29 protein-coding genes are annotated in these 24062 nt (G+C 55.4%); 21 read left to right on the top strand and 8 right to left on the bottom strand.

Going from position 1 to position 24062, the window contains the following annotated elements; all coding sequences use genetic code 11:
- The first annotated feature begins 8 nt into the window (after nucleotides 1-8).
- From ASD60_RS00725 to ASD60_RS00695, 8 genes are all read left to right on the top strand, one after another.
- The gene (locus tag ASD60_RS00725; protein WP_056852158.1) at nucleotides 9-440 is read left to right on the top strand and encodes a phage tail assembly chaperone; all 432 of its coding nucleotides are present in this window, start codon (nucleotides 9-11) and stop codon (nucleotides 438-440) included.
- Nucleotides 441-589: 149 nt separating this feature from the next.
- Nucleotides 590-1762 (top strand): phage tail sheath protein, encoded by a 1173-nt coding sequence (locus tag ASD60_RS00720; protein WP_056852157.1) that lies wholly within the window; start codon nucleotides 590-592, stop codon nucleotides 1760-1762.
- Nucleotides 1763-1811: 49 nt separating this feature from the next.
- On the top strand, nucleotides 1812-2327 hold the full coding sequence (locus tag ASD60_RS00715) for a phage major tail tube protein (protein WP_056852156.1): 516 nt from the start codon (nucleotides 1812-1814) through the stop codon (nucleotides 2325-2327).
- A 50-nt stretch (nucleotides 2328-2377) separates the two neighbouring features.
- Nucleotides 2378-2692: a phage tail assembly protein gene (locus ASD60_RS00710; RefSeq protein ID WP_056852155.1), complete on the top strand. Its 315-nt coding sequence runs from the start codon at nucleotides 2378-2380 to the stop codon at nucleotides 2690-2692.
- Between the two features lie 8 nt (nucleotides 2693-2700).
- Nucleotides 2701-2820: a GpE family phage tail protein gene (locus tag ASD60_RS27925; protein ID WP_082557513.1), complete on the top strand. Its 120-nt coding sequence runs from the start codon at nucleotides 2701-2703 to the stop codon at nucleotides 2818-2820.
- Nucleotides 2813-5401, top strand: a complete 2589-nt coding sequence (locus ASD60_RS00705; RefSeq protein WP_056852154.1) for a phage tail tape measure protein — start codon at nucleotides 2813-2815, stop codon at nucleotides 5399-5401. The genes ASD60_RS27925 and ASD60_RS00705 overlap by 8 nt, the downstream gene beginning before the upstream one ends.
- Before the next feature lie 7 nt (nucleotides 5402-5408).
- Complete coding sequence (locus ASD60_RS00700) at nucleotides 5409-5849, top strand: phage tail protein (protein ID WP_056852153.1); 441 nt, start codon at nucleotides 5409-5411, stop codon at nucleotides 5847-5849.
- Nucleotides 5846-7102 carry a phage late control D family protein gene (locus ASD60_RS00695; RefSeq protein ID WP_082557512.1) on the top strand — a complete coding sequence of 419 codons (1257 nt, stop codon included), beginning with the start codon at nucleotides 5846-5848 and terminating at the stop codon, nucleotides 7100-7102. The genes ASD60_RS00700 and ASD60_RS00695 overlap by 4 nt, the downstream gene beginning before the upstream one ends.
- Nucleotides 7103-7507: 405 nt before the next feature.
- On the opposite strand, the gene ASD60_RS00685 is transcribed toward ASD60_RS00695, so the two are convergent.
- Nucleotides 7508-7834 (bottom strand): helix-turn-helix domain-containing protein, encoded by a 327-nt coding sequence (locus ASD60_RS00685; protein ID WP_056852151.1) that lies wholly within the window; start codon nucleotides 7832-7834, stop codon nucleotides 7508-7510.
- A gap of 84 nt (nucleotides 7835-7918) precedes the next feature.
- Between ASD60_RS00685 and ASD60_RS00680 the strand changes: the two genes are divergently transcribed.
- The 11 genes from ASD60_RS00680 (at nucleotide 7919) to ASD60_RS00635 (ending at nucleotide 14920) form a co-directional block, all read left to right on the top strand.
- Complete coding sequence (locus ASD60_RS00680) at nucleotides 7919-8131, top strand: DNA-binding protein (protein WP_056852150.1); 213 nt, start codon at nucleotides 7919-7921, stop codon at nucleotides 8129-8131.
- A gap of 29 nt (nucleotides 8132-8160) precedes the next feature.
- Nucleotides 8161-8634: a YmfL family putative regulatory protein gene (locus tag ASD60_RS00675; protein ID WP_056852149.1), complete on the top strand. Its 474-nt coding sequence runs from the start codon at nucleotides 8161-8163 to the stop codon at nucleotides 8632-8634.
- Entirely contained in the window at nucleotides 8631-8924 is a 294-nt protein-coding gene (locus tag ASD60_RS00670) for an ogr/Delta-like zinc finger family protein (RefSeq protein WP_056852148.1), read from the top strand. Before ASD60_RS00675 ends, ASD60_RS00670 begins: the two co-directional genes overlap by 4 nt.
- Nucleotides 8921-9295 (top strand): hypothetical protein, encoded by a 375-nt coding sequence (locus ASD60_RS00665; protein ID WP_056852147.1) that lies wholly within the window; start codon nucleotides 8921-8923, stop codon nucleotides 9293-9295. The genes ASD60_RS00670 and ASD60_RS00665 overlap by 4 nt, the downstream gene beginning before the upstream one ends.
- Nucleotides 9296-9365: 70 nt before the next feature.
- The gene (locus ASD60_RS00660) at nucleotides 9366-9611 is read left to right on the top strand and encodes a hypothetical protein (RefSeq protein ID WP_056852146.1); all 246 of its coding nucleotides are present in this window, start codon (nucleotides 9366-9368) and stop codon (nucleotides 9609-9611) included.
- A 5-nt stretch (nucleotides 9612-9616) separates the two neighbouring features.
- Nucleotides 9617-12415 carry a toprim domain-containing protein gene (locus ASD60_RS00655; protein WP_056852533.1) on the top strand — a complete coding sequence of 933 codons (2799 nt, stop codon included), beginning with the start codon at nucleotides 9617-9619 and terminating at the stop codon, nucleotides 12413-12415.
- 26 nt (nucleotides 12416-12441) lie between these two features.
- Complete coding sequence (locus tag ASD60_RS00650) at nucleotides 12442-12750, top strand: hypothetical protein (protein WP_056852145.1); 309 nt, start codon at nucleotides 12442-12444, stop codon at nucleotides 12748-12750.
- A gap of 38 nt (nucleotides 12751-12788) precedes the next feature.
- Nucleotides 12789-12926 (top strand): hypothetical protein, encoded by a 138-nt coding sequence (locus ASD60_RS28700; RefSeq protein WP_156386244.1) that lies wholly within the window; start codon nucleotides 12789-12791, stop codon nucleotides 12924-12926.
- A gap of 312 nt (nucleotides 12927-13238) precedes the next feature.
- Nucleotides 13239-13448 carry a hypothetical protein gene (locus ASD60_RS00645; protein ID WP_056852144.1) on the top strand — a complete coding sequence of 70 codons (210 nt, stop codon included), beginning with the start codon at nucleotides 13239-13241 and terminating at the stop codon, nucleotides 13446-13448.
- Between the two features lie 78 nt (nucleotides 13449-13526).
- Nucleotides 13527-13739 carry a hypothetical protein gene (locus ASD60_RS00640; protein ID WP_056852143.1) on the top strand — a complete coding sequence of 71 codons (213 nt, stop codon included), beginning with the start codon at nucleotides 13527-13529 and terminating at the stop codon, nucleotides 13737-13739.
- Nucleotides 13736-14920 carry a site-specific integrase gene (locus ASD60_RS00635; RefSeq protein WP_056852142.1) on the top strand — a complete coding sequence of 395 codons (1185 nt, stop codon included), beginning with the start codon at nucleotides 13736-13738 and terminating at the stop codon, nucleotides 14918-14920. Before ASD60_RS00640 ends, ASD60_RS00635 begins: the two co-directional genes overlap by 4 nt.
- 149 nt (nucleotides 14921-15069) lie before the next feature.
- Here ASD60_RS00635 and ASD60_RS00630 read toward each other — a convergent pair whose 3' ends face one another.
- The 3 genes from ASD60_RS00630 to ASD60_RS00620 all read right to left on the bottom strand — a co-directional run bounded on the left by ASD60_RS00630 (nucleotide 15070) and on the right by ASD60_RS00620 (nucleotide 16877).
- On the bottom strand, nucleotides 15070-15483 hold the full coding sequence (locus ASD60_RS00630; protein WP_056852141.1) for a response regulator: 414 nt from the start codon (nucleotides 15481-15483) through the stop codon (nucleotides 15070-15072).
- 193 nt (nucleotides 15484-15676) lie between these two features.
- A complete protein-coding gene (locus ASD60_RS00625; RefSeq protein WP_056852140.1) occupies nucleotides 15677-15886 on the bottom strand; it encodes a hypothetical protein in 210 nt (69 codons plus the stop codon).
- Nucleotides 15887-16235: 349 nt separating this feature from the next.
- Complete coding sequence (locus tag ASD60_RS00620; protein WP_056852139.1) at nucleotides 16236-16877, bottom strand: BRCT domain-containing protein; 642 nt, start codon at nucleotides 16875-16877, stop codon at nucleotides 16236-16238.
- 444 nt (nucleotides 16878-17321) lie between these two features.
- On the opposite strand from ASD60_RS00620, the gene ASD60_RS00615 reads away from it, so the two are divergent.
- Nucleotides 17322-19013 (top strand): trypsin-like peptidase domain-containing protein, encoded by a 1692-nt coding sequence (locus ASD60_RS00615; protein ID WP_056852138.1) that lies wholly within the window; start codon nucleotides 17322-17324, stop codon nucleotides 19011-19013.
- 158 nt (nucleotides 19014-19171) lie between these two features.
- A complete protein-coding gene (locus tag ASD60_RS00610; RefSeq protein WP_056852137.1) occupies nucleotides 19172-20134 on the top strand; it encodes a hypothetical protein in 963 nt (320 codons plus the stop codon).
- A gap of 406 nt (nucleotides 20135-20540) precedes the next feature.
- Here the strand turns inward: ASD60_RS00610 and ASD60_RS00605 are convergent, their stop codons facing one another.
- The 4 genes from ASD60_RS00605 to ASD60_RS00590 all read right to left on the bottom strand — a co-directional run bounded on the left by ASD60_RS00605 (nucleotide 20541) and on the right by ASD60_RS00590 (nucleotide 23849).
- A complete protein-coding gene (locus tag ASD60_RS00605; protein ID WP_056852136.1) occupies nucleotides 20541-21251 on the bottom strand; it encodes an SDR family NAD(P)-dependent oxidoreductase in 711 nt (236 codons plus the stop codon).
- Nucleotides 21252-21293: 42 nt separating this feature from the next.
- Nucleotides 21294-21950: a DsbA family oxidoreductase gene (locus tag ASD60_RS00600; protein WP_056852135.1), complete on the bottom strand. Its 657-nt coding sequence runs from the start codon at nucleotides 21948-21950 to the stop codon at nucleotides 21294-21296.
- Nucleotides 21947-22165 (bottom strand): tautomerase family protein, encoded by a 219-nt coding sequence (locus ASD60_RS00595; RefSeq protein ID WP_056852134.1) that lies wholly within the window; start codon nucleotides 22163-22165, stop codon nucleotides 21947-21949. The genes ASD60_RS00600 and ASD60_RS00595 overlap by 4 nt, the downstream gene beginning before the upstream one ends.
- A 397-nt stretch (nucleotides 22166-22562) precedes the next feature.
- Nucleotides 22563-23849 carry an OprD family porin gene (locus tag ASD60_RS00590; RefSeq protein ID WP_056852133.1) on the bottom strand — a complete coding sequence of 429 codons (1287 nt, stop codon included), beginning with the start codon at nucleotides 23847-23849 and terminating at the stop codon, nucleotides 22563-22565.
- Nucleotides 23850-24062: the final 213 nt, after the last annotated feature.

The following is a 24062-nucleotide window of genomic DNA, read 5'->3' as shown; positions in this document are numbered from 1 at the left end:
GGGGTCTGATGCGCTTTTACAGTAAAGAAACGGGCTGCACCTATTTGCGTAGTGTTCATGGCGACCAGATGCCGGCCGACGTGGTGCCAATTTCTGAAGAGATTTTCTTATCGGTAATTGCCAACCCTGCGCGCGGTAAAGTGCGAGGTCATAACGCCGAGGGGCAGCCTGTGCTGGTCGATGCATTGCCCACCGAAAGTGAGGCGCTTGCTGACCTTGAGCGGCAATGGCGCGACGGTGAGTTGGTGGCAGTGATGTGGTTGCGCGATCGTCACCGCGATCAGTTGGAAATCGGGGCGCCTCCCACCCTTTCCGTCGATCAGTTCATGGAGCTGCTTGTGTACATGCAGGTTTTGCGTGATTGGCCTCAATCGCCCGACTTCCCCGACAGCCAGCACCGGCCAATCGCGCCGACATGGATCGCCGACCAAGCACAATAAACGCCACGCCCCTGATGGGGCGTTTTCTTTTTCGTTACGTGTTCGCCCCCCTTGTTGTGGCGAGCGTCCTTACAAGCACAAATCCTCGTCGCCGCATCACGCGCGCGTCACCCTGCGCTACATCGCCACCAACGCGCAGGAATCCCCCCATGGCAACTGACTACCATCACGGCGTCCGAGTCGTCGAAATCAACGAGGGCACCCGCCCCATCCGCACTATTGCTACGGCAGTAGTCGGCATGGTCTGCACTGCCAGCGACGCCGACCCGGTCGCATTCCCACTGAACAAGCCCGTTCTGCTTACCGACGTGCTGACCGCCAGCGGCAAGGCCGGCGAGCTCGGCACTCTGGCTAAAAGTCTGGACGCCATCGCCGACCAGGCCAGCCCAGTCACCGTTGTGGTACGGGTGGAAGAAGGCGCTACCGAAGCAGAAACCACCTCCAACATCGTCGGCAGTGTGAGCGCTAATGGTCAGTACAAAGGCCTCAAGGCGCTGCTCGCGGCCGAAGTCCAACTCGGTGTGCGCCCGCGCATCCTCGGGGTTCCTGGTCTCGACTCACTGGCCGTCACCACCGAGTTGGTTGGCATCGCGCAGAAGCTGCGAGGTTTTGCCTATGCCAGTGCCTGGGACTGCGAGACCGTCTCCGAGGCGATCGCGTACCGCGAGAACTTCGGTGCACGGGAGCTGATGACTATCTGGCCGGACTTCATCAACTGGGACACCACGACGAATGCGGACGCCCCCGCCTCTGCCATCGCTCGCGCCCTCGGCCTGCGCGCCAAACTCGACGAGCAGGTCGGCTGGCACAAAACCCTGTCCAACGTGCCAGTCAACGGTGTGTCGGGACTGAGCAAGGACATTTACTGGGATCTGCAGAACCCCGCTACCGACGCTGGCCTGCTCAACGCGGCGGACGTGACCACCCTGATTCGCCGCGAAGGCTTCCGCTTCTGGGGCTCGCGCACCTGCAGTGACGATCCACTGTTTGCCTTCGAGAACTACACCCGAACCGCCCAGGTACTCGCCGACACTCTGGCCGAGGGTCAGTTCTGGGCGGTGGACAAACCCATGCACGCAAGCCTGGTGCGCGACATCGTTGAAGGCATCAATGCGAAGTTCCGCGAGCTGGTGCGCCTGGGATATTTGATTGGCGGCGAGTGCTGGTACGACGAGGCAGCCAATGACAAGGACACCCTGAAGGCCGGCAAGCTGTATCTGGATTACGACTACACGCCGGTTCCGCCGTTGGAGAACCTGAACCTGCGCCAGCGCATCACCGATCGCTACCTGATCGACTTCGCCAGCCGCGTCAACGCCTGATCATCCATTCACCCGCGCGGCCTCGGCCGCGCCGTAGGAGAGCGCCCCAATGGCCCTGCCCAAAAAGCTCAAGAACATGAATCTTTTCAACGACGGCGTCAGTTATGTCGGTCAGTCGAAGAGCGTCACCCTGCCCAAGCTCGGGCGCAAATTCGAACAGTTCCGCGGTGGTGGTATGGACGGTCCGGTCAAGGTAGATCTGGGTCACAGTGACGACGGTATCCAGCTGGAATGGACGCTCGGCGGCTGGGACCTGACGGCACTACGTCAGTACGGTGCGGTCTCGGCAAATGGCGTGATGTTGCGTTGGGCCGGATCCGTCCAGCGGGATGACACCGGTGAAGTCACGGCCGTGGAAGTCGTGGTCCGTGGTCGTCACGAAGAGATCGATATGGGCGATGCCGAAGGCGGTGAGGATACCGAGCACAAGTTCACCACCACCTGCAGCTATTACAAGCTGACGATCGCCGGGAACGTAGAAATCGAGATTGACCTGCTCAACTTCATTTTCAACGTCAACGGCGAAGACATGTTGGCTGAACACCGCAAAGCCATCGGCCTGTAATTCTCGGCCCGTCCATTCGCCAATCTCCACCTCACTTTCAGGACATCACCATGACTCCACAAGAAAAAAACCCGAACGTCGAAATCGTCACCCTGGACACGCCCATCACGCGCGGTGAGGAGGAAATCACCTCCGTATCCCTGCGCAAGCCCATGTCGGGCGAGCTGCGTGGCGTAAGCCTGGCGGACCTGCTGCAGATGGACGTCATCGCTTTGCGCAAAGTGCTGCCTCGCATCACCAGTCCGGCACTGACCGATCATGAGCTTGGGCGCATGGACCCCGCCGACCTGGTGCAGATGGCCACGGCGGTCACCGGTTTTTTGCTGCCGAAGTCGGCGAAGACGGATGCGTCCCTCGTTGCGTAGATGACGCCATGGCGGACATCGCCGTGATTTTCCACTGGGGGCCAGCGGTCATGGATCCGCTGTCCCTTACTGAACTGATGGAATGGCGCGAACGCGCCCGGGTAAGAAGCGGGGCAAAAGATGACTGACAAGCTGCGGCTCGAAGTACTGCTGTCGGCGGTCGACAAGGTCACCGCCCCCCTCAAGCGGATCAGCAATGGCAGCAATGCCACCTCACGTGCGCTGAAGGAAGCACGCGACCAGTTGAAGGCGCTTAACGCGCAACAATCGGACATTTCCAGCTACACCCGTCAACGCGAAGCTGTACGTCAAACCTCTGAGGAGCTGGCCAAGGCCCAGGACAAAGTGCGCCTGTACCGCGAGCAGCTCAAGACCATGGACGCCCCCTCTGCGGCCTTCCAGAAGACGTTCATCAACGCCACTGCGGCAGTAGAAAAGCTGAAGAACAAGCACGGCGAGCAACGCGCCGAACTGCAGCGCCTGATTCCCTTGGTCAAATCCACCGGTGCGGATACGCGCAACTTGGGCAGCACTGAGCGCCGGTTGAAAACAGACATTGAAGCGGCAAACCAAGCCATCAAGGTCCAGCGTGAACGGCTGGCTGCATTGGGCAAACAGCAAGAGCGCGTTTCCAGGCTGCAACAGAACTACAGCAAAGGGCGTGAACTCGCTGGCAACGCGGCAGTAGCCGGCGCCAGTTCCGCCGCTACCGGTGCCGCCGCTGGTCTACCCATCCTCGGCATGGTGAAGAGCTACTCGAGCTTCGAGGACGCGATGGCCGGCGTGGCGAAACAAGTTGAAGGTGCCCGGGACGACAACGGCAAGCTCACCCAGACCTATTACGACATGGGCGCAGCCATCAAGAAAATGGCCGAGCAGATTCCCATGGCCACGACCGATATCGCCGCCCTGGTAGAGGGTGCTGCGCGCATGGGGGTCCAGGGTAAAGACGACTTGCTCGAATTCGCCCGTGTCGCCGCAACGGCCGCCACCGCTTTCGAACTGCCGGCCGATCAGATCGGCGAAAACCTCGCGCGAATTGCCGACCTGTACAAGCTGCCGATCAAAAACGTCAGCCAACTCGGCGATGCCATCAACTACCTGGACGACAACGCCAAGTCCAAAGGCGCGGACATCATCGACGTGATGCAACGCACTGCAGGTATCACAGCCTCGGTGGGGATGTCGTTCAAGGATGCAGCGGCACTGGGTTCGACTTTCCTCACACTGGGCGCGTCAGCCGAGACCGCCGGTACCGCCACCAACGCCATGATCCGCGAGCTCGCGATTGCAACCAACCAACCCAAGCGCTTCCAGGAAGGGCTGGCAGCCGTCGGACTTGAAGCACGGGCTGTTCAGGATGGGATTGCAAAGGACGCCACAGGCACCATCCAAAAGGTGCTTGATGCAATCAACAAACTTCCCAAGAACGAGCAGTTGAGCGTCACCACCCAACTGTTTGGCAAGGACTACGGCGACGATGCCGCGAAGCTGGCCAACAACATTGGCGAATACCGTCGCCAGCTCGACCTGGTCAACAGCACCAAGGGCGCCGGCTCGATGCAGCGCGAGGGAGACATCAAAGGCGAACAATTGTCCGCACGCTGGCAGATGTCGCAAAACCGGATGTTCAACCTCAGCAGCGCAATGGGTGAGACGCTCAGGCCGACGCTCGTTGCCCTAATCGAAAGCTTCAATAATGTGCTCGAAAAGGTGAATGCCTGGGCTCAGGCGAACCCCAACCTGGTCAAGGGCATTTTAACCGTTGCTGCCGGCATTGCCGCTGTCGCCGCCGGCTTCGGTGCTGCTGCGCTGGCTGTCGCGGGGGCGCTAGGACCGTTCCTGGCCGTTCGCTACGGTCTGTCACTGATCGGCATCAAGCTACCGTCCCTACTCGGTTTGTTGGTCAACATGGGCACAAAGGTATTGCCGATCGTAGGCCAGGCCCTACTGTGGATTGGCCGGCTGTTCATGGCGAACCCCATCGTCGCGGCTGTGGCAGCCATCGCAACCGCCGCGTATCTGATCTATGCCAACTGGGACAAGGTGAAAGCCTACCTGGGCACGCTGTGGGTTGAGCTCAAGCAGGGCTTCAGTGGCGGCATCGCCGGCATTCTCGAAATCCTGGTCAACTTCAGCCCGCTTGGACTTTTCTACCGCGCCTTCGCCGGTGTGATGAGCTACTTCGGCGTTGAGCTGCCGGGGAAATTCACCGAGTTCGGCGGCATGATCATGGCCGGGTTGGTGAACGGCATCACCGCTGCGGCCGGCAGCGTAAAAGACGCCGTTGTCGGAGCAGGCGAAAGCACCATTGGCTGGTTCAAGGAAAAGCTCGGCATCCACAGCCCCTCCCGCGTGTTCGCTGAACTGGGGGGCTTCACCATGGCGGGTCTGGCTCAGGGTCTGTCCGATGGTGAAGGCGGACCACTGGCCGCTGTCGCCGGTGCCGGTAAACGGCTGGCCCAAGCCGGTGCTCTGGCCATTGGCATGGGCAGTGCCGGCGGCGCCATCGCGGTCGACAATCGAGCACCGATTGCCACCGCTTCAGCGCCCGTCGCCCAGGCTGCGGGCGATCAGATCGTCATCAACATCCATCCCGCGGCTGGGATGGATCCGGCTGCCATTGCACGCGTTGTCGCGGCCGAACTGGACAAGCGTCAGAGTGCCAAGCAGGCGCGCGGTCGCAGTTCCCTTTTGGACCAGGAGTAACCCCACCATGATGATGGCCCTCGGCATGTTCGTCTTCACATTGGAAACGCTGGTCTACCAGGAGCTGCAACGGCAGACAGATTGGCGCCACGGCACAACCTCACGTATCGGTACCAACCCTGCTCGACAGTATCTGGGGCGTGGCGAGGATGCGATTACATTGCCTGGTGTCCTGCTTCCCGCGTTGCTGGGAACACCACTGAGCCTGGATACCCTGCGGGTAATGGCTGATACCGGGAAGTCGTGGCCGCTCATTGAGGGTACCGGGCGGATCCTCGGGACCTGGGTTATCGAAAGCATCAACGAAACCAGGACGCTGTTTTTTCGAGACGGCGCCGCTCGCCGGATCGAGTTCACCATTGCACTCAAGCGCATCGATGACGGCCGTGCGGACATCCTTGGCGCGGGAGCGAGCACCGCAGGAAACATCCTGAGGAGAGTGCTGTGATCGATCATGCCATCAGCCAGGCCAACGCTTACCTGGGCAAGGCAAAAGATGCGTACCGCGACGCTACGGCCTACCCCCGACCGATATGTCGCGTCTTGGTCGACGGCAACGACATTACGGCAGCGATCGAGGCGCGCTTGATCAACATCGAACTCACCGATAATCGCGGGATGGAAGCGGACCAGCTCGACATTACCCTCTCTGATCATGACGGCCGGCTGACCATTCCGCCCAAGGGCGCCGTCCTGCAGGTTTGGCTGGGTTGGAGCGATACCGGCCTGATCGACAAAGGCACCTATACCGTCGACGAGACCGAGCACAGCGGTGCGCCTGATCAACTCAGCATCCGCGCCCGGAGCGTGGATCTGCGTGCGGGCCTGAAGGTCAAGCGGGAGCGCAGCTGGCATGGCCAAACATTGAAGGCCGTCATTGAGGCCATTGCCGGGGCGTACGGTCTCGGTGCCGTGGTGAGCGTCGCGTTCAGCGCGCTTAACCTTGCGCACCTGGACCAGGCCAATGAGTCCGATGCCAACCTGCTCAGCCGTCTCGGGATAGAGAACGATGCCATCGCTACCGTGAAGGCGGGCCGTCTACTGTTCATGCCTATTGGGAAATCCACCACCGCCAGCGGGCTGAATCTTCCCCACATCACCCTCACCCGCCAGGATGGCGATCAGCACCGCTTTCTTCAGGCCGATCGCGACAGCTACACGGGCGTGCGTGCTTTCTACTACGAGGTGAACAGCGCCGAGAAAAAGGAAGCTATTGCCGGCGGCGGGGAAAACCTGAAAGACCTGCGCCATACCTACACTGACCAGAAAAGTGCACTGGTGGCCGCTCGCTCGGAAATGAGCAGGCTGCAACGTAGTACCGCGACACTCAGCTATACCCTGGCGAGGGGCCGACCCGATCTGACGCCCGAGCTGACCTACTCCCTGGTGGGCATCAAGCGAGAAATCTCCGACGTGGTGTGGTTGGGCGGAAACGTCAAACACAGCTTCTCGCCGGATTCGTTCACCACCAGTCTCGAACTGGAGTCCAAGCTACCGGACGACGACGGCGTGAATGAACTGGCTGACAATTCGGACAATTACACAGGAATCGTGGCGTGGTACCGCGACGATAAGACGGGAGAGCAAAAGCAGCTCACCGAGGGAGATCAAAGCAACCCGAGGCGACTGACACATCTGTACGAAAACAAGGCGTCTGCGAAAAGAGCAGCAGATCGGGAGTACAAAAGGCTTCAGGGTTAAAAACTCTACCTTGGGACACACCCAACACAGGTCAACAAACGATTACCTTCTGCCCGCCTGACTCTCCATCTTCCACCTGAACAGTGACCATGGCCTGAAGAACCTGAAGTACACGCTTTTGGTCATCCAAAGACAACCGCCGGTACCGAACCAGCAGATCAAGCTCCAACTTTGTAAGGGCCTCAACTGCCGCAAATTCGGTTGTCTTCGGGTAGCAGTGAATGCGGATAGGTTCCATCGCTTGTCATATTCCATTACTGTATGTGCATACAGTACATTTCTGAAACCATTTCGCCAATGGGGCTGACAGTCGGAAACAAAAAAGCCCAGCCAGGGCTGAGCTTTTTTGCGTCATCTGTCGATCAGTGACACCAGCATATGGTTTCAACTACGTGCAGCGATGCATCAGCTTTTGGCCACAGCAGCCATCGCATGGGCCATTCGACGGAGTGTCTCTTTGTCGTAGTCCGTGAGCTCCTTGAGGTACGACAGCACCTCGAGTTCGTAGGGCGAAAGCTGATCTGGTGATACTGGAAAGTGCTCCCCCGCCAGCACGTAGTAAACGTCTACTCCCAAAGGTTTAACCGCAGCTAGGTACCTTGCGTCAGGGCTTCTTTCATCCTTTTCGTAATTGATCTGAGTTGTTTTTCCTACACCGCCAGCAGCACCCAAATCAGTCTGGCTGAGCCCCAAGCGCGACCTTTCTTCCTTCAGCCGCTCGCCAATGGTCATATTTTTGAACCTCTAACATTGACAGGTTCATTTATATGAACCAATATCATCACAACATCACGCGAAATCACACGAATCTGAACTATGCACGCCACCTATGCACCCGAGCAAGCCTGCCAGGACGCAAGAAAGCGCCTGGAATTACAGGGCATGTCCGTTAAGGATTTTGCTATTCAAAACGGTCTCCACCCTTCAACCGTCTATGCGGTTTTAAACGGGCAGAAAAAATGCCTTCGAGGTGAGGCGCATCGCGCAGCCGTGCTCCTCGGGATCAAAGACGGTGTGATTACAAACTAGGGCCTCTGGCTCACGGAGGAAACCAGAAGATGAAACGCCCAGTGCTAGAAACCAGACGCCAAGTAGTAAGTGCCGTCGTCTGTGCTTACCCAGGTGGCCGTGAATGCGCAGCAGCGCGCCTCGGTTATGAACTCAAGAAATTCGACAACCACGTCTATGAGAACGCGGGCAGCCGGCCATTGAGCGATGACCAAATTCATATGCTCGAGCGAGACGCTGGCACCAGCTTTTTCCCTGAATACGTGGCTTCCCTGTACAGCGGCATGTTCGTGCCAATCGCTGCCCCTGAAACCCTGGACAACATCGAGTTGTATAGCCGCTCGGTCAGCACAGCTGCCAAGCGAGGGGTGGTCGACCAGATCATTGATAAAGCTTTGGCCGATGGCGTCATCGAGAAAGGTGAGGCTGCTGCAATCCTTGCTGCCCACAGCAAGTATCTGAGCGCCCGCCATTCCGAGGTGCTGGCCACCATTTCACTGCACAGCAAGGAGGGCGACCAGTGAGCACTTACAAGCTTGTTTGCCCCCACTGCATGGGCCGCATGCGTATCCGCACCAGTGAAGGCACCCATATTTTCCTACGTGTGGCTTACCTGCAATGCGTCAACGAAGCCTGCGGTTGGTCCGTTCGTGCTCAGTTCGAAATGACTCATGAAATGAGTCCGAGCGGCATGGCCAACCCCACTGTTCGTCTTCCCATTGCGGATGTAGCCCTGCGTCGCGCTGCGATGAAGTCAGCCAATGATCAACCCGACTTGCTGGATCAACTGGAAATGGAGGCCACACTCGCATGAACGCCATCACCTTAACGATCAACCCCACCAATGATTATCGCGCCGCCATGCAACAGGCTGCCGTTGCATATCTGTACCGCCAGCATGGACAGCACCTGTCCGGTGACCACCAGCTACTTGAAAACTGCAAACGCTACCTCGCTCAGTCGCTCGAAGTGCCTGAGCACCTGGTGCAGCGGATCGCGGAGCTTGCCGTTACCGAATTCGAAGGCATGACATCGAAACGCGTAGCGCGGCTGGGCATCTATCCGGGCAGCAGCGCTTATCGTTACCTGGTCTGGCTGCTCGATACCCAAACCCAAAAGCGCTACCCCGTCCCGGCCCGCTTCTTACCAGCGCGCTTGCTGACCTCCCGCAACACCTCGAACTAAATCTGAACCGCCCCTGATACATGCCCGCCTTGCGTGGGTAAGGGGAAACTGCACTTTATTGGTGGCCGAAATGAGCAATATCACCATCCAACTGGAGTTGAACCAACAGCAGGCAGAGCAATACCTGCAGTGGCTCAACAGCCAGTACGACACCACCATGGCCGACGTTTGGTACTCCGATCGTTACCGGAATGTACCGCGTGGCCAGCGGGCACCGAAGGTGCTCCAGGACATCCCACACCTGGCCGGTATTTGCCGGACCCGCAAGGAGCTGGAAAAACAGCTAGGTGCAAACACTGCGGAGCGTGCGCAGTGAAGACCATGGACCACCAACTGCGTGCCGACGTGCTGCAGCGGCTTGAGGCTGACTTTGGTCTGCAACACATGGCCGGCACCCAATACATGCGCAAGGGAACGTGCCCTCAGTGCAACCAGCGCCGGCTGTTCTCGCGGTATGACGAGCCATGGTTCATCCGCTGCGGCCGCGAGCAGAAATGCCGCTACATGGAACCGGTCAAGGAGCTGTACAGCGATCTGTTCGACGACTGGAGCAAGCGCGCCCCGGCCACAGACGATCAACCGGCGGCAAGTGCCAAGGCTTACCTCACCTTCGCCCGCGGCTTCGACGTTGGGATGATTGAAGGCTGGTACACCCAGGAGCATTACTACGACCGTGATTTGAACATCGGCTCGGCCACGGTTCGCTTTCCCCTCGACAAGGGCGGCTACTGGGAGCGGCTTATCGACAAGCCGAACCGCTTCGGCAAGAAGAAAGCGCGCTTCAAGCCTGGCGAAAGCTACAAAGGCTACTGGTGGGTGCCACCCTGCGTCGACCTGTTGCAGGTAGATGAACTGTGGATCGTCGAGGGCATCTTCGATGCCATTGCCCTGGTGCAGAACGGGATCCCCGCCGTCGCCGCGCTTTCTTCCAACGCTTATCCGGAAGAGTCACTGAAGGCTCTGATCACCGCACGCGGCGGCAAAACGCCAAAGCTGGTTTGGGCGTTGGACAACGAACCAGGTGCGCACAAATACACCCGCACCTGGGTTCGCCAAGCGCGGGATCTTGGCTTCACCTGTGACGCAGCACAGATCCCCCAACCGGATTCGCGCAAGGTCGACTGGAACGACCTGCATCAGCGCTGGGCTTTTATGGATGACGTCGAAGCCCGTACCCAGCGAATCGACAAGGAGCTGGACGAAGCCAAGCACCATGGCGCCCTGCTGATTGCCGAGAGCGCCGTGGAGAAAGCCTTGCTCATGTACCAGTGGCGGGAGCGCGAAGAGTTTCACTTCGGTTTCGACTCGCGCCTGTACTGGTGGAAGTTGGACATCTCGAAGTTCAACAGCGCCATGCAGGCATTGGACGCCAGCGATAACCATGAAGACCAACAACTGAACGACAAAGCACGTCGCGCCAAGGCGCTGCGCATGTCCGGCTGCGTGGTCGAGATCGCCAACTGCTACCCCAAGGCCCTGTATTTCCAGCGCAACGAGATCACCGACGAGTCTTGGTATTTCTTTCGCGTCGACTTTCCCCACGACGGCGGCTCGGTGAAAAACACCTTCACCGGTGGCCAGGTTGCCGCCGCCAGCGAATTCAAAAAAAGACTTCTCGGCATGGGTGCCGGAGCCGTGTTCACCGGTAGTGGGCAACAGTTGGACAAAATCATGAAAGACCAGCTTTTCGGGATCAAAACCGTTCAAACCATCGACTACGTTGGCTATAGCCGGGAATACGGCTGCTACGTGTTCAATGACATCGCCATTCGCGACGGCCAGCTCATCACCATCAATGAAGAAGAGTTCTTCGAGATGGGCAAGCTGAAGCTCAAGAGCCTGCAAAAAGGCGTGAAGATCGCGCTGCAGAAGGACTCCAAAGAGTACGACACTCGCTGGCTGGACTTGCTATGGCAATGCTTCGGCGCCCAGGGCACCGTGGCGCTGACCTTCTGGTTCGGTTCACTGTTCGCCGAGCAGATTCGCGCCCGGTATCAATCGTTCCCCTTCCTCGAAGCCACAGGCGAAGCCGGTGCCGGCAAAACCACCCTGCTCACCTTGCTGTGGAAACTGCTGGGCCGCGAAGGGTACGAGGGCTTCGACCCGTCCAAATCCACCAAGGCCGGCCGCAGCCGCTTGATGGGTCAGATCTCCGCTATGCCTGTCGTGTTACTGGAATCGGACCGTAGCGGCGACGATAAAGCCCACGCCAAAACATTCGAATGGGACGAGCTGAAGGACTATTACGGCGGCGGCACACTGGCAACCAAAGGTGTAAAGACTGCCGGCAACGAGACCTATGAGCCGCCGTTCCGCGCCACGATCGCCATCAGCCAGAACGCGCCAGTCGTAGCGTCCGAGGCGATCATGACCAGGATCGTGAAGTTGCACTTTGTACGGCCAACGGTCACGGCTGAAAGTCGAGCGGCGGCAGACCTGCTCAACTCCCTGGAAGGCGCCAAGCTCAGCAACTTCCTGCTGCAGGCGGTGCGCAAAGAGTCGGAGGTGATGGAGCTGTTCGCCAATCGGGTGCCCGGCTATGAAGCCAAACTTCGCACCCTTCACAGCCATTGCTTTGCCTGCGAAACGCCGTTCAAAGATGAGCACAACCAATGTGCCCATTGCGGTAACAAGCTGCGCGGTTACATCCGTGTGGAGCGTATTAACAAGAACCACGCCCAGTTGCTCGCCCTGCTCGACTGCCTGCGCCTGGTATTGCCTCTCAGCGAACCGCAGATCAGCCACACCCGTACCCAAATCATCCGCATGGCCATCGAGCGCCAAGCCTCGATCAGCTCGGATCACCCGGTAGTGGCTGAGTTCTGGGAAGTCTACGAGTACCTCGAAGGTCTGGACGCTGACGGCCCAGTGGTCAATCACAGCAAGAAAGACCACACCATCGCCATCAACCTCAACGACTTCGTCAAATGCGCGGCCGAGCACCGCCAGAAGGTTGCAGACATCAGCGAACTGCGCGATCGCCTGAAAGATTCCCGCTCCCGGAAGCTGATCGACACGAACAAGGCAACCGACAGCGCGGTACGTGCCCACCAGGCAAAGCACTCCAACGCCACCATCACCAAGCAACCCATTGTGAAGTGCTGGGTTTTTCAGGCCTGACCACCGCTTACCAACAGGACATAGGAATGCAAATTCAAGTACTCGCCGGAGGTCCATCTGACACGTCGCCATGCTTGCAGGACCGCGTTACCGAGTTGTTGAAACACATGGGCAGCGACCATCGGAACACCGTGCAGGCAGATGCATACGGCGCCGATGGCCTCGTTGACATTTTGGAGGTTAGAGCAGCCAAGGGTCAGTGCGAAGTCTTGGTACTGAACTGTTCGCGACTGCAGATCCAGGCGGTACTGGATTGGCAATCGAGCACTGAAGACAGCAACGAATTTGAAGGCTTGGAGCTGCACCTGGTGCGAAAGCCAGACAGCGACATGTAACGCCGGCTGCAACCGGCAACTACTGAAAGGAGAGAACCATGCAACGCACCAATGAAAGCGCCCAACACGGTAGCAGGGAATTGTTGAGCAACCTTGTCAGCACGATCGCGACCGCCGCGCTGATCGTCGTCATGGCCATGCAAGTACCTGACCTACTGATCTGGCTTGCTCGATAAAAAGGAATGGTGCCGAGGAGCTGCAACCCCTCGGCACCGACCACCACTGAAAGGAGAGAACCATGCAAGCCCCAACCCTCAACGATGGCACCACCGAGGCTATCACGAACACAGCTACACACGGCCCTAGAACTCGCCCAACGATGGCTAGCCATCGCTTGGACCTACCCAACATTTGCGACATCTGCGGGAAAGCCCGTTCTACACGTAAACACCAGACATGCAGCCGTATTCGCCAACAACACAAATCTGTGGAATGGGCTGCCTTTATAGCAGAGAGAACTGCTGCTCGAGCAGCACGGGAGAAACGATATGCCCGTTGAAACGGTGATCAGTGTTCGACAATCCACCGGCACCTATGTTGCCCGGATAAAAGGTTTCAAGCCCACGGCCAGCAACACAATAAGTGCGTATGAGGCCGCCAAGGCAATTGCACGGAAGTTCTACGCCGAATCCAACGTCGTGTGGATCCTTGAGAACGGCAAAAGCCCCAACACTTTCTCAATCCGATCTAGTAACTGATAGCGGCACTTCTAATAACCCCAGCCCCGGCCGCAGTACTACACTGCCCGGGGTGGTTCCATCTGAAAGAGACCAAACATGAACTCCCGATCGGATAACGTCCTGGTGTTCGCCGACCTGCAGCGCATCACCGGCTATCAACGCCGCTCCGATGTCGAAAGAACGCTTCTAGAGCAGGGCATTCGCATGTTTCGCGGGCGCACCGGACCTTGGACAACACTGGACCTCATCAATCAAGCAGCGGGTCTTACCCACGCATCAGCAGAGCGATACGACGCCGAAATTCTATGAGGAAAGCAAGGAAGCGGAAGCACAATCCCCACATCCCTGCGCATGTCGATCAGGCCGCCCTTCCGGCGGCCATTTACTTCGACCATCGCGGCAGCGGAGTCTGGTACACCCTTCATTACGACGAGACGGGAAAGCAACGTCGCAAGAACGTGGCTCCTGCAGATGTCTCGCTGGCGGAACTTCACCGGATCATGGACGAGGCATCTAATGTCGACCGTGGCACGCTTCGATTCGTCTGCGAGCAGTTCCACCTGAGTGACCGGTACAAAAAACTCGCGCCGAAGACTCACGACGACTACTGCTACTCCCGCGACGTGTTGCTGAACATCCCCACCAAGCTGGGTAAGCCGCTGGGCGATCTGGCAGTGAAGAAATTCACTGCCGCTCTGGTGCAACGCATTGTCGACCGGCTCGCAGACGAGGGTACACCTTCAAAAGCCGCTCACGCGCTTCGATACCTGCGCCGAGTTCTGCAGTGGGGGCGTAATCGTGGATTCCTGGAAGTAAATCCTGCCCTGGGTATTGAGGCACCGATTGAGCGGAAGCAGCGTCGTCTGCCAAGGCACAATGTGATGGACGTTCTGATCGATCGCGCAACTGCACGCGGTCGTCTGGCTCGGAACGAGCCTGGTGGTTGTCCGGAGTACTTGGCCCGCGTAATGGAGCTGGCTTATTTGTGCCGGCTACGCGGCATCGAGGTTGTGACGCTCACAGATGCCAACGAGCTGGAAGAAGGAATCCTGACTAATCGGCGCAAGGGCAGTCGAGACAATATTGTTCGGTGGACGCCCAGGCTGCGTACGGTATGGGAGGCTGCAAAAGCTTTGCGCGCCAGGACTTGGGAACGCCGGAAAACACCAATCCCAATCGCACCGTTCAAGCGCTATATCATCGTGGCCAGTCACGGTGGCCCCCTTCGAAAAACCAGCCTCGACACTGCCTGGCAAAGATTCATCACACTGGCGATAAAGGATGGGAACATTCATCCAGAAGACCGCTTTGCCTTACATGACTTAAAGCGGCGTGGCATTACTGACACAGTTGGCACTAGGGCGGACAAACAGGAAGCTAGCGGCCATCGGGATGCGAAGATGATGGATGTGTACGATCACAGCATCCCAATTGTTTCGCCCTCTGGAGACAGAGCTGCGTCGACACATGTGGAAGAAGGTGGGTTGTAAGAGACCAATTACACCAATGAGCATCAATGGCCGTAGTTTTGCCCTAGGTAAGCCAGTAAACGACCCCGTAAACAATCGCAATCCATAGCGCACTCAATCCAAACAAGAGGCCAATGAAGCCTTTCTCATTCATGGAAACCGCCAGCGAATCAGTGTGTTTTATTGATGGGGCTACCGGGCTGCAGCACGGTAGCCACCGAAATCACCAGATCGTCCAGGGACCAAGGCTTGTGCAGATAGATCGTATTGGGCGGTAAGTCGCTTGGGTCGATGAGATAACCGGATGTGAGAATTGAGCCAACCCAGGGCCGGATACTCTGGATCATCTCAATAAACTCCATCCCTTGGATCTGTCCTGGTAACGCCTGATCCACGATCACAAGGGGACATTGGAAAGGGTTTTGCAAAATGTACGTTAGCGCGTCGTCTGCAGTCTCAAACGCTAGGGACTCGGCACCAATCTCGAACAGGATGTCCATCATCAGTGTTCGAAGGATCGGATCATCCTCAACAACGATCACCTTGCCTTCTATCGGCAATATTCCTTCCCAGTTCACGTTCACACGCCTTGTCCTTCACGGTCAGGTTTGCCTTACAAAAAAGACAGCATAGACCCATATCAGTTCGAGGCTGGGGAAAAGGTAATTCGGATTTGCCTACGGAATGGACTGTGTGCCTTTTGGAACGAGGCTTTAAGTCTTATTTGAAGCTGCGCTCTCCGGGAATGGCGATCGCCCCGCTTCTGAACGATAGAAGTCACTCTGGCGTCATCATCACCGCAAGTGTCATCTTGATGAATTCTTCATTGCGGTCGATCGCATTTAGGGCACCGCGCACATTCTCAGCAACATCCGAAGCTCCGCGCTGCTCGATCCAGTTCGTAAGTTCCATGATGGCAGCCTCAAGAGCAAGTTGATTCTCATTGATTTTGTAAAGTAGGGACGGAAGTAGGTCTGAGTTGGGCATCACAAATTCTCCATAAAGTTCTCAGCGTAGCAGTTTGGAAAAACCTCGGAATTGGCGATGGATGAGTTCTTCCCAACGTAAGAAGCATTTGGAAGGTCCCGAAAACTGCGACGTACACAACATTCGCACGTAACAACGACTCCCCTAACTTATTGTTTTCAATACTAAATTCAACTGACTTGTAATCAGTAGGTCCCGGGTTCGATTCCTGGTGCCGGCACCATACAAAACAAAGCCCTCGTAGCAATACGAGGGCTTTGTTGATTCTGGCTCTCCACTTTTTGTCCACACTGGACCCGTGAAGCCTGCTCGCGATGAGCCCGTCAAACTGACCACGAACGAAGCAACCTCAACCAAACAGCATCCTTTGCCAGTGATCCTCACCCACAATGGCAATCGAAGCTCCCGCCTCTCGCAACTCCACTGCTTTCATGATCTTTGTGCCGTAAGTACTGTGACGCCACTGCTCATTACCCACGCTACCCACTACCAGGTAATGCACCTTCTTACTGACACTGCCTCCAATCAAACCACCTCGTTCTTCAACCAGCGCCTGACAATCCTTGCGTGGCCCAAAGGCCATGACACCGGTAAATACAAACATGCGACCATTCCACACCAAATCAGGCACCGGTGAATTGAAGGGAAGGTCCGAAGGAGCAACGGCAACAGAACCGTCAACCTTCGCTCCCTCAATACCCAATCCAGAAAAACCACGCAGGATGTTCAGCAGCTCCTGGGACTCATCCTTATCTAAAGCATTGTCCTGAAGCATGCACGCCAGACGCGAATACAACAGATTGATCACCGGATCATTCAGATGCGCGAGATTGCTTTCCAACCATTGCTTTAGAAAAACCGCTTCTGTGATGTTCACAACACCGTCTGCCGTAATCCCAGCGGCCAATCCGACCAAAGCATCGGCGGCGCGCCGGTCGATGCGGGCGCAGTGGAAAAATTTACTGCTCTCGAACTCGTTGTGTAGATCCATTACGGGTTTTCCTTGTGGTGGTACTGGCTCGATATCGAAGCATCAGCGGGTGGATGCTGTGTTCAAAGCTAGCAGCAGCCTGCGCAGACGGACGCCCTTATCTAAGAAAAATAGATCTGTCCCCTTTTCTCTCGTTTAGTCACCACCTCGCCAAGGCTAGCCCACCGAGGCAAGATAAGGGCACTTGAAGAGGTAGCCCCAACCCGAACAGCTGCGACCGGCTCAGCGGAGCTTAGAGGTTCGGCGAGGGAGCGAAAGGGCGCTTATGTGCAATGCACCAAGTGATGGCAAATGGCTTGCGCTCTATGAACGCCTGACGTAATCTTGCCCAGCCTCCATTCAGGTATTAAATAGGGTTGTTCAAATGCGACCCGATTCAAAAAAGCTACAAGCAACGGCCCTTAGCGACTTCGGGACGTTATCTTCAAAGGAATAGGGTGAAATATGAATGGAGGCTTTTTTTTAAACTTCGTGGCCCTAAACCCAAATACCTCACCTGATGAACTTGCGGCGCTTCTCGGCACAGATTATGGGAAGATTAAGCATTTTTACTATCGTGGAGAAATGCAGCGCCACTACCTAGCGTTTGATATCCCCAAGAAAAATGGTGCAAAGCGCAGGATTCTAGCACCTACGGACAAACTAAAAACCATCCAAGCTCGTATCGCGAATTTACTTTCAAAGTTATATACGCCACGTGAACCAGTGAAGGCCTTTCTTGAAGGGACTTCAATCGTGGCTAACGCTAGGCCGCACTGTAGAAAGAAATACGTGTTTAACGTTGACCTGGAAAATTTCTTTGGCACGATCACATTTGCCCGTGTACGTGGCATGTTGATAGCTAAGCCCTATTCGTTATCTCCAGAAACTGCAACAGTAATAGCCCACCTCACCACAGTGAATAGCATTCTGCCCCAAGGCGCGCCGAGCTCTCCCATTCTCTCGAATATGTTATGTGCGAGCCTAGATCGAGATCTATATTCGCTGGCAAAGCGTCATCGCTCAGTTTATACGCGCTATGCTGATGATATAACTTTTTCCTTCTACTGCCCTATTGACTTCGTTCCTGCCGAGTTGGTTGACTGGTCTGAATCGAATGGCAGAGCAAACCACTATTTCAGTCAAGTAGGGTACGAGCTAGGGTCGGCTATCGAGCGTCACGGTTTTAAGGTCAACCAGAGTAAGGTCAGGCTTCAGGGGCCGCATGAGCGGCGAATTGTTACCGGCTTGGTAACGAACCAAAAACCAAATGTGCCTCGAACTTATATTAGAAAAACAGCAGCCTTAATTCACTCTATTGAAAAATATGGTGTTGAGGCCGCCAATATTGTTTTTAGAGAAAAGAACCCAAATTCCACCGCGACTGTTGAGTCTCACCTGCAAGGCCGCTTGCTTTACATAAAGCAAGTAGTTAGCGAGGATTCTGAAGTTTATAGGAGGCTCGCTCAACGATATAACATGCTACCAATCAAATCGAAAGTCCCTAATGCCCCACAAGCAACTCGTGAGGACTCTGATAATTTTAGGGTTGGCAAGTTTGTTAGAGACAAGTGCTGGATCACTAATATCGAAGAGTACCGGAATGGCAAGCTGGTCATGATCCAGGGCAGCGCCTTTCTTATGAAGGGCGGCTTACTGGTGACATGTGAGCACGTGCTAAGCGCAATAGTGGACGATTCGAGAGAGGAGTTCAACGAGTGCTTAGTATCAAGAATTGGGGATGATGAGAGCATATATGAGGCCAAGGTAATCATCCGTAACAAAGAGCTTGATATTGCAGTTCTAAAAATTAAGGATGCTCCAGCTGACCTTGAAACTTTTACGCTTGAAGAAGTAAAAGAACCAAACATTGGTGACCGTGTCGCAGTTCTAGGTTTTCCAAACTTCAAAGAAGGAAGCAAGGATGTTGGAATCCTAAAGTGCCGAATCACTAACAAATACCCGCTATTCGGGGTGTCGCATAGTGAAGTGGATAAAACTTTGTACTCTGGAAATAGTGGCGGGCCAGTAATCAATTCCAGCTATCACGTAGTTGGGATCGCAGCTAAAGGCGCAGCTGGAAACCCTCAGGGCAAAAATTCTTTTATCCGGGTTTCAGAGTTAAGAAAGTATCTCGAAAAAAGTGGTGCGATTTAGATAATTCGGGAAACAGACCACGATTCCTAGCTTAAATTAATATGCAGACGATCAATCAATATTGGTTTTTCCCCGTTTTTTTTCGCGATCTTTTCCTAAATTAATCGTGGTCTGCCCCAACTTTTTTAGGAATACTCACTAAATTGGACAGCCTGTCAATGACCAGAAATAAGCACGAAAGTACAAATCAAATTGACATCGAAAATCTGCTGCTAGAATACGATAACTTTCTGAATTTTCTCCAAAGAGATCTATCCTTAAAGAACATCTCAAAAACAAAGCTCCAGAAGATCAAGTCGAAAATTAAAAAAGAAGTTTTGCACTATGATGAAATCTGTAAGATATATTCAGATATCAATAGATTCAAAAGAATCATGCGCGTCCTTGAGGAAAAAAAAGACAATCTAAATCGGGACACCCTTAAAAGAATGCTTGCCGGGTCAGAGCATTCGCCATTTTATAGCGACAATTCGGAGGACGCTTTCTTTGAGTTTGATTTTGCATCAAGACTTATTAATTTGCGCTCCTATAAGTCCATAAATATAGAAACAAAAACAGATATAATATTCAATGAAGTTACCGCTATCGAGTGCAAAAAAATACATTCAGGGAACTCATTCGAAGAAAACCTCAAAAAGGCGAACAAACAGATATTAGAAAAATTAAACTCTGGGGGAAGGGTGAAGAACGGGCTTATTGCGATAGACCTAACAAACATATTTAATCATGAAAAATTCAGAGAATTTTCAAAGCATACTTATCGCCTATTTCTTGATGAGTATCTGACCCTAGGTCATACCGAGACCGATTGCTTGCACGCAATACCTAGAGACAATAATTTTAAAGGCGTTGTTCAGAATTTTTCTAGTGCCTTACTTGAGTTCTCCTTTCATTCTATGCTTAAAGAAGTTAGCGCAAACTTCCAAATGAACAAGGATGTAATGGGAGTCTTTTATCAGGCCGAAACGTTTATCCCCATCGAAACTAAAGACACTAGAGGCCTCATTGCCATAAGAGCGGGGTGCTATTACATAAACAATCAGTATCTATCCCATAACGACAACAAATATAACGGGGAAGACATTGGCTCGTTTCTTCGCTCATTGGCTAGCGGAATTTAGCTTCGCTCCCCGACAAAGAGTCAAGCGCAGTGAATCGTCCCGGATTTACTAAACACCCGTCTGTCTGTTTGTGGCCAAGTCCTATCGATTACCCATGGCGGCAATAGTTGGCAACGTTCGAACTCAGAAGTTTTAAGATGCCCTATGCTGCTCTGGATGATTACATGCAGTCCGATAGTGAGCTGATATCTCATTAATGCCCAATTCGATTCCACTGAACGCCATAACTAGCTGATTTATTTATAGTTACTAGTTGGGGTACGCCGAATTTTCCAGCGAACTCCAGACGCCCGAAAAACCTAGTCTCGCCGAAACATACCGTTCGTCTGGTGCCGGCACTATACAAAACAAAGCCCTCGTAGCAATACGAGGGCTTTGTTGTTTCTGGCGTTTGCCAAACCGGGTCTTAGTGACCCGCGCTCTGCCCGCCATCGACGTGGAGGATTTCGCCAGTGACGAACTTGGCGTTGTCCAGGTACACGACGGCTTGGGAAATGTCATCGATTTCACCCATGTGCCCGACCGGGTGCAGTGCGCCCAGGGCGGCGTGGGTTTCTTCGCCGTGCATTGGGGTCTTGATGATGCCAGGGCTGACCGCGTTGACCCGGATACCGCGTTTTGCGTACTCGATGGCCAGGGATTTGGTCGCGGCGTTCAAGCCACCTTTGGTCAACGATGCCAGTACTGATGGCACACCGTCGATGGCGTGGTCCACCAGGCTGGTGGTGATGTTGACGATGTGGCCGCTACCCTGTTTCTCCATCTCGTTGATGGCCAGCTGGGTGATGTAGAAGAAACCGTTGAGGTTCACCGACAGCACGTTGGCGTAGTCTTCGGCGGTGTACGCGGTGAATGGCTTGGCGACGAAGATGCCCGCGTTGTTGATCAGGGTGTCGACGCGGCCGAAACGGGCGATTGCTTCACTGATTACGCGCTGGGCGGTTTGCGGTTCGCCGATGTCGCCGGCCACGGTGAGAATGTCGGGATCGGTCGAAGGTTTGATCGAACGCGAGGTGGCGACGACTTGATAACCGAGTTCACGGAAAGCCTTGACCATGCCATCGCCCAGACCTTGGGATGCGCCAGTGATTACGACAACTTTTTTCGAATTGCTCATGATAAATACCTCTAACTAAAGTGGGGTTTGAAATTTGATGAATCAGGCTTCGGCAGATGCCTTGGCCATTTGTCTCAACATCTGTTCGTAGTACTCGACCGATTGCGAACCGGACACCAGGTGCCGACCGTTCAGCACCATGGCCGGAACCGAATTGATGCCGTGCTGTTGGTAAAACGCCTCCAGTTCACGCACCTGGGCAGCAAATTCGCCGGATGCCAACACCTGGCGTGCGCGCTCCTCGTCCAACCCGGCTTCACCTGCCAGGCGCACCAGCGTCGGCTGGTCACTCGGGTTCGCGCCTTCGCTGAAGTAGGCACGCAACAGGATCTTCTTCAGTGCCACCTGGCGTCCTTCTTCCAGCGCCCAGAGCAACAGGCGGTGAGCGTCGAAGGTGTTGTAGAAGTGCGTACGTTTTTCCAGGTCGAACTTGAAGCCGATGGCATTGCCGCGCTCGATCTGCATCGCTTTGCCATTGGCAACGTCCTGAGCGGTACGTCCGTATTTGCGCATCAAGTGCTCGACGGCTTTTTCGCCTTCGGGTGGCATGTTCGGGTTGAGCTCGAAAGGCTTGTAAGTCAGCTCGACCGACACCTCACCCGCTACGTTCTCGATCGCCTGCTCCAGCGCCGTCGCCCCCAGTGCGCACCATGGGCACACCACATCGGAGACGAAATCGATGGTGACCGACGGCGTCATGACTGCCCCTCTTCCGCCAGCTGCTTGCGGTACTGAGTGGTGGTGATCCCGGCGTAGCCCCAGTTATCGGTATCGACTTCCTCGATCACGATGTGGGTCAGGTCAGGGCGTTTGTTGAGCACGCGCTCCAGTGTTTCAGTGATCTCGGCAATCACCTGAGCTTTCTGCTCAGTGGTAACGCCATCGCGGGTGATGCGTACGCTTACGAAAGGCATGAGGGAAACTCCAGTGACCTTCCCGTCGGGATGATGGGAGAGGCGTTGGAGCTCAATGTATGGCGTTAGCTGGAGGGGATAAAGATGGGGATGGGAACATCATTAGTAACGCAGTGTAATGAGTAGATCTGAGGATGATCGAATTTGAAAGCCAGCAAAAAGCCCCGAACCAGTCGCAATGCAGTTCACTTAAGAGAACATCAGCATTCTGTGGCGAGGGAGCTTGCTCCCGCTGGGGCGCGAAGCGGCCCAAAAAGGGACTGCTGCGCAGCCCAGCGGGAGCAAGCTCCCTCGCCACGGGTATCGTGTTCGTCGTTAAGTGAACTGCATTACGAACCCGTCGGGGCTTTGCTTTGACACTCAGCCTTGAATCAGGCCTCGATACCGCAACCCATCATCAGAAAATATTGATCGGGTAATCCACAAACACACGCACTTCGTTACCGCTGACGTTGTACTCGCTCGACTTCTGCGACACGCGCAGGATCGAGCTGCGCAGTTTCACGCTGAGGTCTTTGGCCGGGCCGCTTTGTACGACGTATTTGAACTGGTTGAAGATTTCACGCTCGGTGCCGCCTTCGCTGGTGGAGGTGGTGATGTTGTCACCGCGCACGTAGGCGAAGTTGTAGCTCAGGCCTGGAACACCGAAGGTCGTGAAGTCCAGACCGTAGCCCAGTTGCCAGCTGCGTTCGTCTTCGGCGTTGAAGTCGGACCAGTAGGAGTTCGCCAGGTAGATGGTGTTACCACCGTCGCCGATGCGGTTCTGTTCTTTTTGGTAGCCGCCGTAGGCATAGCCCAGGTTGCTGTCTCCGGTGCTGCGCTGGTGCGCCAGCGTGAACGAGTGTGGACCGGTGGCGAAGGTGGCTGCCAGGCTCCAGATCTTGTTGTCATCGCCGGTGACACCGTTGTCGCGAACGTAGGAATCGTCCAGCTTGGTACGGTAGCCGTTGAAGTCCAGGGTCAGGGACTGATCCTTGGCGAGCGGGAACACGTAGTTGGCGTTCACGTACTGCTTCTTCAGCACGTCTTCGACGTCCGATGCGTACAGGGACGCCTTGAATTGTTCGGTGAACTGATAGCTGCCGCCCAACACGTTGATCGACTTCAAGCCGCCGCTGTCACGACCTTCAGCGCTCTTTCTCGATTCAGCGGTGAAGCGACCGGCATTCAGCTCCAGGCCCTTGATCTCCTTGGAGGTGATCAAAGTACCGGTGTAGCTTTCCGGCAGCAGACGCACGTTGTCGTAGCTCAATACCGGCAGGGCCGGCATCTGGTCGCCATAGGTCAGTGTGGTGCTGGACAGACGGAATTTGACGGCCGCGCCGCCCTTGGACAGATCGTCCGCTGCGTTGCCGCTGTCACCTTGTTTAAAGAAATCGATGCCCTGAGCGCCGCTTTTGCCCTTGCCACCGTCCAGGCGCAGCGCGTACAGACCAAAGGCATCCACGCCCACACCGACAGTGCCCTGAGTGAAGCCGGAAGAGAAGGTACCGATGGCCGCTTGGCCCCACTCGGCTTTGTCGGCTCGCCCATCCTTGTAATCACGGTTCATGTAGGCGTTGCGCAGCAGCACCTTGAGGCTGCTGTCTTCGACAAATCCCTTGGATTCGGCCTGGTCGTTAGCCATGGCCTGTGTAGCGCTCAAAATCCCCAGAGCGATCAAACTGATTCGCTTGTTCAACATTTTGTTTTCCTTATTACGGGTTGAAACGCGCTGTGTCGAACGGCTGAAACGGCACTATCGCGCTCTTTTTTCGTTCCGCAAACAAAAAGGCCCGCACACGAATTCTCGCGGCGGGCCTTTTTCTTATTTTTTTAGGCATGGCGGTTGGCCACAGGCGTTGGGCAGAATCGTAGCTGCGGTCTTCACCATGTGTCAATTTCATGAATCGTCTGG

This window comes from Pseudomonas sp. Root562 (assembly GCF_001427125.1).
Classification (GTDB): Bacteria; Pseudomonadota; Gammaproteobacteria; order Pseudomonadales; family Pseudomonadaceae; genus Aquipseudomonas.
This window is presented reverse-complemented; position numbering and strand designations above follow the sequence as displayed.